The organism is Ruegeria sp. CG3, from assembly GCF_056537205.1.
In genome coordinates this window covers 11,455-22,281 of record NZ_JBQFRC010000003.1, presented here as the reverse complement: position 1 = coordinate 22,281, position 10,827 = coordinate 11,455, and the positions used below count along the sequence as shown (strand labels likewise).

Annotated in this window: 10 protein-coding genes; 3 read left to right on the top strand and 7 right to left on the bottom strand. The window is 53.3% G+C overall.

Translation table 11 applies throughout. The features are described from left to right. Positions 1-3 precede the first annotated feature (3 nt). Positions 4-549: an RNA polymerase sigma factor gene (locus ACR0NB_RS13345; RefSeq protein ID WP_480775928.1), complete on the bottom strand. Its 546-nt coding sequence runs from the start codon at positions 547-549 to the stop codon at positions 4-6. Beyond that, positions 542-766, bottom strand: a complete 225-nt coding sequence (locus ACR0NB_RS13340; RefSeq protein WP_367647439.1) for a NepR family anti-sigma factor — start codon at positions 764-766, stop codon at positions 542-544. Before ACR0NB_RS13340 ends, ACR0NB_RS13345 begins: the two co-directional genes overlap by 8 nt. Positions 767-823: 57 nt before the next feature. Between ACR0NB_RS13340 and ACR0NB_RS13335 the strand changes: the two genes are divergently transcribed. Both ACR0NB_RS13335 and ACR0NB_RS13330 read left to right on the top strand, forming a co-directional pair. After that, positions 824-1,639: a response regulator gene (locus ACR0NB_RS13335; RefSeq protein ID WP_480775927.1), complete on the top strand. Its 816-nt coding sequence runs from the start codon at positions 824-826 to the stop codon at positions 1,637-1,639. Positions 1,640-1,697: 58 nt separating this feature from the next. Beyond that, positions 1,698-2,633, top strand: a complete 936-nt coding sequence (locus tag ACR0NB_RS13330; protein WP_170360317.1) for a mechanosensitive ion channel family protein — start codon at positions 1,698-1,700, stop codon at positions 2,631-2,633. Between the two features lie 136 nt (positions 2,634-2,769). Here ACR0NB_RS13330 and ACR0NB_RS13325 read toward each other — a convergent pair whose 3' ends face one another. After that, positions 2,770-3,522: an outer membrane protein gene (locus tag ACR0NB_RS13325; protein WP_480775926.1), complete on the bottom strand. Its 753-nt coding sequence runs from the start codon at positions 3,520-3,522 to the stop codon at positions 2,770-2,772. Between the two features lie 1,258 nt (positions 3,523-4,780). On the opposite strand from ACR0NB_RS13325, the gene ACR0NB_RS13320 reads away from it, so the two are divergent. Beyond that, positions 4,781-5,884 carry a hypothetical protein gene (locus tag ACR0NB_RS13320; RefSeq protein WP_174825054.1) on the top strand — a complete coding sequence of 368 codons (1,104 nt, stop codon included), beginning with the start codon at positions 4,781-4,783 and terminating at the stop codon, positions 5,882-5,884. Positions 5,885-6,005: 121 nt separating this feature from the next. Here ACR0NB_RS13320 and ACR0NB_RS13315 read toward each other — a convergent pair whose 3' ends face one another. The 4 genes from ACR0NB_RS13315 to ACR0NB_RS13300 form a co-directional block, all read right to left on the bottom strand. Beyond that, entirely contained in the window at positions 6,006-6,908 is a 903-nt protein-coding gene (locus ACR0NB_RS13315) for a hypothetical protein (RefSeq protein WP_170369635.1), read from the bottom strand. Between the two features lie 105 nt (positions 6,909-7,013). Further along, entirely contained in the window at positions 7,014-7,658 is a 645-nt protein-coding gene (locus ACR0NB_RS13310) for a recombinase family protein (protein ID WP_170369633.1), read from the bottom strand. A gap of 145 nt (positions 7,659-7,803) precedes the next feature. Next, complete coding sequence (locus ACR0NB_RS13305; RefSeq protein WP_170369631.1) at positions 7,804-8,448, bottom strand: HNH endonuclease; 645 nt, start codon at positions 8,446-8,448, stop codon at positions 7,804-7,806. A gap of 761 nt (positions 8,449-9,209) precedes the next feature. Next, positions 9,210-10,805: a hypothetical protein gene (locus ACR0NB_RS13300; RefSeq protein ID WP_480775925.1), complete on the bottom strand. Its 1,596-nt coding sequence runs from the start codon at positions 10,803-10,805 to the stop codon at positions 9,210-9,212. Positions 10,806-10,827: the final 22 nt, after the last annotated feature.

Sequence of the window (10,827 nt, the reverse complement as noted above, 5' to 3'; positions counted from 1 at the left end):
TCGTCAGGCCGCCGGTTGCGTCTGAACGATTGCCGCTGTTACCGCATCGGTCAATTCGATGGGTTCGTCATCTTCCAAATCCATCAGTTCGGCCAGTTGCGCGCGGGCCCGGTTCACCCGGCTTTTGATCGTTCCAAGGGCGACGCCGCACATCTCGGCCGCTTCCTCATAGGAAAACCCTTGTGCACCGACCAGCACCAACGCTTCGCGCTGCTCATCCGTCAACTGATCAAAAGCAACCGCAAAATCCTTCAAGGCCAAACGTCCGTCATGGTCGGGCTTTTGCGACAGGCTCTCGGCCATGACGCCATTGACATCCTCGACCTCGCGCTTGCGTTTGCGGTGCAGGGAAAAATAGGTGTTCCGGACGATGGTGAACAGCCAGGCCCGCATGTTGGTGCCTTCTTGGAACGAGTCGATATTGCTCCATGCCTTGATCAATGCGTCCTGCACGATGTCATCGGCCGTGGCGCCGTTTCGGCACAAACTGATCGCAAAGGCACGCATCGCGCCGATATGTTCGACAAGCTCTTCTCGCGGATCAACCATCCGAGCCTCCCGTGTCACCGCTTTTGGGAACACTGGTCTGATTGCGCAGTTTTTCAAGAAGATCGACGAACCGGTCTGGAACCGGTTCGCTTGCAACCTCATCGAAAGCCCGCTTGAGGTTTTCGTCGATCCGCTTTTCTATTTCTGGCCGATGTTCTCGGCTGGGCTGTGGTTTTGTCATGGCATCATCAAAAATTTTTACTTTTGCTGGAACCATAACGCCACAGTAAGCGTTTGGTTCCCGAGTTTAGAGAAAAAAATGAGGAAAACATAGATGACCGAGCTGACCGGAGTTTCCGTCGCAGATCAAATTGGCCCGCTCTTGCCGTTTCTGCGCCGTTATGCCCGTGCCCTCACCGGCTCACAGGACAGTGGCGACGCCTACGCCGCTGCATCGCTTGAGGCGATCCTTGCAGATCCCGCCCAGTTCGATGCCGATCTCGCGCCGCGGGTCGCGCTGTTTCGTGTGTTTCACAGCATCTGGTCAACATCGGGAATGCCTGTTGACGCAGATGTCCACAGCTCTGACATCCAAACGCGCGCTCACGCCCAGTTGGCACGCCTGACGCCGAACACGCGCGAGGCCTTGCTGCTGCGCACGGTCGAAGAGTTCTCGGTCAGCGATATCGCCGCAATCATGCAGATAGAACCCGCCGAGGCTCAGAAGCTGATCGCAATCGCCTACGAGGAAATGGCCCGCCACACTTCTGGCCGCATTTTGATCATCGAAGACGAAGCAATCATCGCGATGGATCTTGAAACGATGGTGACCGATTTGGGCCACCGGGTCACCGGTGTCGCACGCACCGAGACGGCCGCCATTGACCTGGCGGAGCGCGAGCCGTTCGACCTGATCCTGTCGGACATCCAACTGGCGGACAAATCCAGCGGAATCGATGCGGTGAACCGCATCATTGCCCAGCACGGCGATTGCCCCGTCATTTTCATTACCGCATTCCCCGAGCGCCTTCTGACGGGCAAAGGGCCCGAACCAGCATTTTTGATTTCCAAACCCTACACTGAAGAACAGGTCAAATCGGCCGTCAGCCAGGCCATGTTCTTTGCCTCTAGCGCCGTGATCGAGGTCTGACGCGGCAGGGCCGCGCTGCAAGACACGAAAACTCAGGCGATGAAACACGAGGAACACCATGGAAAACGAGATTGCACAGACCGCAGAGACCGTGACGAACACCGTTTGGGCCGAACTGTCGCAAGTTCTGAATACCGAGCTGTATGACGGGAAATCGCTGAGCGACCTGTTGACGCTCGAGGCCCTTCTTGGCCTCGTCGCGAACACGATCGCCGCGCTGATCCTGTTGGTGCTTGGGCTTGTGATTTCAAGATATGTCAGCCGGAAGATCCGGGGCGTCGGTGAAAAATCGGAACGTCTTGACGACACGCTTTTCAACTTTCTTGGCAATCTGGCGCGCTATACGATCCTGGCGTTTACGGGGCTGTTCATTCTGAACACGTTCGGGGTGCAGACGACGTCGATCATCGCGCTGATCGGTGCCGCGGGTTTGGCCATTGGTCTTGCCCTGCAAGGCACATTGTCCAACGTCGCAGCCGGCGTGATGATCATCCTGTTCCGGCCGCTCAAGATCGGCGATTTCGTTGACGTGAACGGCGTGCTCGGAACCGTAAAAGATATCACCCTGAACTACACTGAAATTGCGGATATGGGGAACGTCAAGGTTATCGTTCCCAACGCCGAGGTGTGGGGAAACACCATCAAGAATTATTCCGTCTATGAGACCCGTCGTGCCGAATGGACGTTTGGCGTTGGATACGGCGTCAACCTGGCGGAGGCCGAGCGTGTCATTCGCGATACGATCATGTCGGACGCCCGTTCGCAGGCAGATCCCGAACCGTTCATCCAGGTGAACAACCTTGGCAGCAGCAGCGTCGATTTTCTTGTCCGCGTTTGGTGCAAGTCTTCGGACTACTTCCAGTACCAGGCAGACATGAAGCGCAAAGTCAAAGAAGCGCTGGACGAAGCCGATATCAATATCCCGTTTCCGACCCGCACGCTGCTGATCGAAGACGTCGAGAGACGGCAAGAGAAGGCGATCGCGGCAGAGTAACCTTGACTGTTGATCTTAGGGGGTCTGAAGCCGGAACTCCAAAAAAGCGAACGTCATCGGGGTGCCGAAAGACAGTATTTATGCGTCGCAGGACGGGCTTTGCATGTCGAGCGTCACCTAGTGGGTGGCAAATGCCCTAGAATCGGTAGGTTGCGCCAATGACCGGACCCGATTGGTGGAAGCTGAAGTCATTGCCATTGATGTCGTGATCAAAGGAAATGTATCGGTACCCGCCGCGTAGCAGCCAGCGGTCGTTGATCGCATAGTCCGCAGTCAGCAGGACCTGCCAGGTTTCGCTGTCGCTGCGGAACCCGCCATAGTCCAGGAACCCGGTTCCCGACCATTTGTCCGAAAACGCGACCCGGGCACGGACGCCGATCACCGGATCGGTCCAGCTGCTGTCGACCGACGTCTGATTGCCGGGCGCTGTTCCGGGCAACAGGTTGAACTTTGTTTCAGTGCTGAACCATCTGAACCCGCCAGCCAGATCGACGCTGGCTGTTGGCGTTTCGAGGACGCGGTAGCCGACATAGCCGCTCAGGAACTGGGTTTTGAACGATGTGTCCAGACCTGAACTTGCCGGGCCGGGAGTCTCGTTCGAGAAGGACAGGTTCGTATAGTTGTAGTCCGCAAGGAACGACCAACGGCCGTTCGACGCGGTAAACGTGCCCATGAAAGCAAGGTCTAGGTTTTCCAGCGCGTCAGAGAAGCTGAGCGTGCCATCCAAGGTTCCTGCCGGTGTGTCCAGGTACACTTCGGTTTCAGGGGTGAACAGGTAGATCGTGGCCGAATAGGACCAGTCGGACTGCTGAGACAGCGCCGAGGTCGCTGCTGAAATCGCCAGCGACAGGCCAAGCATCAGGGGTTTCGCGATCCGTACCGTCTTCATGATGTCCCTCCGGTGAGCCCATTTTGGCTTTGACCCACAGTAAAGGAGGCTGCTGACAAACCAAAATAGTATTTTGATTTGTGCATGGGTCGGGGCGACGCACCAGGAGTTGGCAGGTCACGTCCGCGCAAATACTGAAGACGGAGAAGAGGTTGGGATGGTGGGTGATGAGAGACTCGAACTCTCATGACTTCACCGAAAAGTCCTTTTTTTAAAGCGCTTTCCAGGCGCCGCCTTGATGATGATGTACTACTCAAATGTACCGACGGTCAACATTCGTCGGCTGGCCAGCATCAACAATCGAAAGCGCGTAACCTAACCAGATAAGACGCTTAGGGGCTTTGTGAGGAACGTAGTTCAGTCCCGAACCCACTGAAAAATGGCTTAACTGAGGGTGTTCCCCAGTATCTTTGCAACTCGAGATTTGCTGCTAAGTATCCATTGCGACAAGTTGCTGCTTGGCTCTGCTTATCAACAATTGTTAGTCTCACTTCGAAACCGTTTGAGAGTTATTGCGATATTGCTTACTTTCAGGTTTCAAAAAGCAAAAAGCAAAACTTGGGATAGTGGAAAATGTTCAAGCGACTAGTTTTCGCCGGGGTACTTCTAGTGCTTTCGGGCTGCGCTGAGTCAATAATGCAATCATATGTCGGGCGAGACATTACAGACGTAATACTCGACTACGGTCGGCCAGATAACGTGGTAAAGCTCCCAGATGGACGTTTTGCGTTTCAGTGGAGCAACACGACGTCTTACACGGCACCAACGACAACAAATGTATACGGCTACGGAAACAGCGCCACTGCCTACACGTACGGCGGCGGAACGACTTATTCGGAGTGTCTTTACACTTTGTTCGCGAAACCAAATCCACAAGATAGCTTTACAGTGATCGGCTATCAAAAACCGACGTTGATGTGCGCTTAGTGCGGGCTGTATCGCTAGAGCGGAACTGCTAAAGTACAGGTGGTCCCATTTAGCTTTTTGGCACTCGCAAAAAAGTGTCAAACATGGTGGGTCGCCTGTGTGGCTGACGCGGGAGGCGCGTTGGAGGAAGGCAAGCCTGTGCTGCGCCAATCACGTATCCGAAGTATCGGCGTGGAGGGCAGTTTCTAGTGTAAGCCTCGGCTACACTGTGAAACCACAGTGTGAAAATTGGTGTCGTCAATACGTCTTAGCAGGCTCAAAGAAATCATCGGTTAAACTCACATAGCAGAGTAACTTGTGGCTTGGAGATCGACGAAGGAGTACTAGCACGTTGGAATACCCTAAGTTAGCGATACTATTGTTTTTTTGGACACTTTTGGCTTCTGCTGCCGGAGCGCAAACTGGCAAGGTGCCGAAATCTAATAATCACATCGCGGGTGGTCTCTCGATAGTTGAGTGGAACGGCGTCAAGGCGCTGAAACTATCTGGCCGAATAGAACATGGAACAACTAAGAAATTCAATGAGCTGTCCGAATTTGCGGAACCCGCGGCGCATGGTCTACCCATACTCTTATTAGACAGTCCCGGTGGAAGTGTGATGGAAGCGCTAATTTTGTCGGCCGCTCTGAGAAATCGCCCATTTCATACTATTATTCCAAATGGTGCGAGTTGCGCATCGGCTTGTGCGTCAGTTGTATTCATTGCCGGCCAATATCGAACGATGGAACCTTTTGGTATGTTTGGTCAGCACTCATGCGCGGTGGACGATTTGCCAGATCAAGAGTGCAACGAATTACTTGCTCAACATGCATTTCAACACGGCGTTTCACATGGTGCGGTGGCTGCATTTGTGACTGCAACTCGACCAGAAGACATGCTTTGGTTTTCAAGGGAAGATATCGATGGATGGGGTATTTCGAGATACCCTGGAACAGAAAATACTGACTTCGAAAAAAGCGAACCAAGAGCGATACAAGCGTTTCTCGGGAAGAAACCTGAACCACAAAAATTCTGGCGACTGGACAATTGGTTCCGAGGGTGGAGAGCTTTCTATCGTCCCGTTGCCGATGACGAGCGAGAAATGCAGATCAATCAGTTCTGCATTGAGGAAGTTCCTGGGACGCTGTTTCTCTCTATGGAGATTCACGGTCCTTTAGAAGCAGTAAAGCAGGCTGTGAATACTGTAGAGTTGAAGTCCAGTGCTTTCGCCCTTCAGTACGATAGGCCCTATGTCTTTGAGATGGACAAGCGTGTAAGCGCAGTCAGTATTGCGATCCCAACTGAGTACGTTAAGAAATGGCTGTTGGAGGTTTCAGATTTTGAGTTTCGTATTAACACTAACGAGCCTTATGATCCGATCGTAGCCTGGGGAAATCTTGAAGGTAGCAGGGAAAATCTCATTTTTGCCGCCAACCATTGTGATTACAAAGAGTAATCAGGACTAGGTGCGCTTGGTATTAGATTTGTTCAAGCTGGCGAAAGACTTTGAATAGTTCCGTAAGAGTAGCTTTGGAGCGTTCCCTTGGGCGGTTATTCTACGGTGATGCGTTACGAGTTCAGGCACGGCGGTCATCGACAGCCATCTTGATTTTCATGGCATAGGCTACCTCAGGCAAGGATCGCTCCTCCTTGCTGGCGCTAACCGTCGCAACTAGCGTTCTGAGCGCCTCCTTTCCCGCCGTCAACGAAGCAGCCCCTAATCCGCCTGACAGATAAGCTGCTCCAATGGTGGGTACTCCTTCCTTCCAGAACGAGTAACCAGCCTTTCGGAGCTGCCGAGTGGTGTGTGAAGATACTGCCTCCTCAATGAGCCGGGCCTTGGGAGCCAATTTAAAAGCAACCTCGCTTTCCGCCCACCTCAGTGCGTCTTCATAATCACCCTCTTTCAACCTATCGTATGCCTGTTGCGCTAGAGCTGACGCTACCTCAAGATACTGTAGTCGTTCGTCACGAAATTCTTCTTTCATCCTTTTGATTTCCTCATCTGCGAGTAAGTCAAAGGACACATTCGGCAGCATGACATCTAACCCGACCGAGGCTAGACAAAGAATAGCAGTTTGCGCGTTAAGCCCGTTGTCCGCTAAGTGCGCTTTATGGATTAACGGTGATGGGGAGAGGACAAACTCTCGATTAGGCACAACCAAGCCTGACATTGCACCCGTCTCAGGGTCTACGGGTTTTTCCCATGCCCCTTCCTCCAAGTAGACTAAAGCGGGTTGCTGGGGGGCATTTGATTTCTCTGGGTAGAGGTTACGCTTTTTCAACAATTCGATCTGCGCCGGCAAAAGATCATCGACGCTAATCCCTGCGTCTTCCAAATTCCGGTGCTTTAACCATTCTTCGTTGAGGTAGAAAACAGCAGGAGTGCAACTGTCGGCGACAAACCGTACACAACTGTAAAATCTGGGGTCTGGCTTTTTGTGTCTATCGCTTATGTCCAACGCCGCTCTGTGGAACATGTAGACTTCCTCATTTCATCTTTCGTTCCAGTTGTCGCAGCTCCCGCACAGACGCTCAACTCCTGACAGTGTAAATAGACGGGACACAAAAAGGCCCCGCTGTCCTCAGTGGAGCTTATCTGCCCACTTTGCCAGCCCAGCCTCGGCTGCCGCAGGGTCTTTCCTTATTCGAAGGACAGTTTGGCGTGTCAATCCGGTGACCTTACTGATCTCTGATGCACCGGCCCCTTGGCCCAGCATTTCCATGACAACTTCAAACATCACCCTGTCATAGCTCGGCTTCTTGCCCCGGTATTTGGTGCCGTCCTGCGTTGCAGCGGCTATGCCAGCCTTCTGGGCCTCCTTGGTTGCTTCCGCTTGCGCCTGTGCGGTCGCGGCCATGAAGGCAATAAGCGCGTCTCTCACAGCTGCTTGCATGGGGTCCTGCGTGGTGCCATCGAAGGTCAGGCCGTTGATCACGGTCTGCACTACGACACCCTGCCTGATGAAATGGCGGATCGTGTCTGTGACGTCTTGGTAGTTGCGACCTAGACGGTCAACCCAGCGCACCACTAGCGTATCCCCATGGCGCAGCTTGTCGTACAATCGCTTGCCCTCTGGTCTTTCCTGCAGCGTCGTACTGACACCTGACACCCCATGGTCGGACACCACCTCGTCAATCTTAAACCCAGCAGCCTCAGCTTGTGCCCGCTGATGGTCAAGTGTCTGGTCAGTAGTCGAAACTCGTGCATAAAGGATGGTCTTGCTCATGTCGCCTTGGTGTCCGTTTAGGTGCTGTACGTTGATAATTGTGTACGTTGAAGTAAGTCAACCCTTACGGACAGTCTTTTTTCAAGACGCGCTGGTGTACGTGGAGGTATACCCGTAAGGACACATGCTGACCGTCGTACTGCTATTAGGAGGATAAGAAGATAGCCTGGTTGTGGTAGCTTATGCTTGCGTCAGATATGCAATGACCGACTGCGTTTTTCAGAAGTGACTTCGAAAGAGTGATACACCCAAAGTCGAGCATGGCATGATGGTTTGGGCAGACCACAACTATGTTGTCGGGAGTGTCCGGCCCATTGTGTGGAGCGCCTAAGGGAATGATGTGATGAGCCTCGACGTACTTCTGGCCATTCGGAAGCTCGATGAAGCCCCCGCACATCTGGCACTCGTTGTTGTGAAGCGCCTTCACCTTCTTCGTCATGTCCGTATCACGGATGATGCGGTTCGTCGTGACTTCGAGCCGTACGGCTTCTCCGGTCGTTTCCGGTAGCTCAATGTCGTGAGCAAGCGGAGTTTCCGATATGAGCGCTCTAAGACCCCAAACGCCCATACCTATCCCGTGAACGCTGTAGAATAGGTCTCTATCGCCTTGCCAATTCGAAGAGTCCGAAGAGTTGTATTCAAGTTCTTTGCGGACGACTGCTTCAAGGGATTTGGGGGTGGTGTCATTGTTGCTCACGCGAATTGCGCGGACTTCTTCATACAAACGATCAAGGCTGGTGCTGCCGCCTAAGTTCTGTAACGCAAGTTCGACTGAATCCCGCCATTTCATTTCAATGTCCTTGTGAAAAAAACAAGTTACCGCAATGTCCTACGCAGATCACAGTGAACGCTGCAGTGTCAACGATGAGTAGGAAGTAGCTGCGCCAGAGCGCCTCAGAGCCTCGGTAACGTGCAGATGTGCATTTGCCGGTTCCTTCAACGTCGCTGTGTGGGGCGATCACCCTCTGTCAAAGGCATAGTTGGTAAACGTGTCGCAACCCATTTCGCTCTACCATACGACCGAAGACCCGGTATGGGGGAACTATCGACGACCACGTTATATGGGTAAGGCTCTCAGATTTTTGCAGCGGTTTTGCTTGGCTGACCGATGCCAGCTCTATCGCTTCTGACACTAGCGTCAATGTCGTCGTGGTGGTCAAACTTCAAGTTGTCTGCAGCAGGCATAGCTTGAGCTTTGAGGATGTGGTTAATGGGTCTTTCCTCCACGACGAGGACGACCCAAGCTTCAGCAATAGCTTAAGCTATCAAAGCTACCTAGCTTCAGATGCATCCCCAGATGCCCCCCTTACCCCCCAAAGCTATCGGCTAAGTGATCGGCAAGGGAGGTCTGGCGACTAGCATCGAAGCTTCAGCTTCAGATTGCAGTTGCCCCAGAGAGGCCCCCGCAGCACGTATTTGTCTGCAATGGTGGCACCCAACTCCAAACCGACTGTAGAGGCTCTGAGCGACTCTGTGAGGCTCGATTGCGGCTCTCAGCACCCTACCCAGCTGAAGCACCTGAAAGGCCACTCAGTGACTCTCTCAGCGGCTCTATTGGGGCAGGAATGAAGGCAGCTTACGCATCTCTGCCGCCAATCCGGGTAGCATAGCGTCGCTCTTGCCATACCCTTCAGCTGACCGCCCAGTCGATCGTCCTGTGATGTATGTCTTCGCGCTATCCGAGATACCCGCCCTCAATGCCAAGTCTTCGAACAGATGCCTCCACCCATGGTTGGGTGCTAGGTCTTTTCTTTTAAGCTCAAGCTTGCCTCGTACCCACCCAGCTACGTTCCCTTTTGATCGCCGGGGGAACAATCTTTGAGTGGGGTTGCCGCTGTGCGTCTGCACGAACTGGATCAATCCCTCAGTTATGAGGTCAGGGTGTACGGGAACAGTCCTCTTGCTGTGTTGGTTCTTCAGTGTTTTCCCGCCCTTCGTCGTGATCCGGTAGAACCAGTCGTCAGCGGACTGGAAGAAGTCATCAGGCGTTAGCTGCGCAACCTCTTCAATCCTAGCGCCCGAGTAGGCGCACATCCACGGCAACCATCTAAGCTCCGGCTTCGTCTCACACCTCGCCGCTTCCAGGACCAACTTCGCCTCACTCAACCGATATGTCCGATCAGCGCTGTTGACCCCTTGTCGCTGCGGTAGCTCAACCAGTTCCAAGGGGTTGCCGTCGGGGAAAAGACTACCGAGGGCATGACGACGCGCCCACTCCACAACCGTCCTTACGTTCTGCAAACGCTGGGCTATCGTCGAGTTAGATAGCTTTCCCTCGTCCAGCATGGTCCACTTCCAATCATCAGCCTGTCGTGCTGTCAAAGTGTCTATTCGTTTGCTCTTTCGGTGTTTCGCAAACTCGTCAACGGCTCTTCGAAACTTACGTTCTGCACTGGAGGACATGGGTTTGGCATCTCTGCCTGTGGATCGGCGACGTACTTCCTGGTCGATCACGTCGTCGAACGTAACTCCTCCGTGCTCATCGCGAACGCCCGGGTGTTGTTTGGGTTTCGGCACGTATTTTGGGTACTTCTTGAGAGTATCTATTTCCGAGTAGTCGCCCAATGCCCTTGCTAAATTGACCCGGCTGACATCTTCCATGGACACAGCTATGCGTTGAATGAGGCGGTCGCGAGACTTTTCATCCACTATCAGACCTCGCCTTGCCAATTGAGCATCCGCTAACCCGCCAAATCGATACTCAATGTCTTTAGCCTTGGTCTGAGGTGTCGGGATTGCCAAGGGATTGCTCATGCCTTTTTTGGCGTGGGCATCTAGGTTTGCCACCCGTTCCCAAATCTCAGGTGATCCGGGTTCTTCTTCCAGTACTTGTAGGAACGTAGCTACGACTTCACCTGCCAACGCAACGGTTTCCTTATGGCTCAAGCTAACTGGCCCGTTTCTCAGGGAATCCCAGTATGTCTCTAAGGCGGCAAGAGCTGCGGCGAAGCGTTTCTTGGCCTCTGGCCAGTCTTTCGTCCGCAGCGAGACTTTGGCGTGAGTCGTTAGCTTTATCTGACAGGCACTATCGCCAATAGGCAAAACAACTGCGGAGCCTGAAGCAAGTTTCACAACGTCCCGTGGGACATGAACTCGTAGATAATATGTCGATCCGATCAGTACAGGCTTAGGCATCGCGTGTCTCATCGTGTACCACCTCTATGTACCA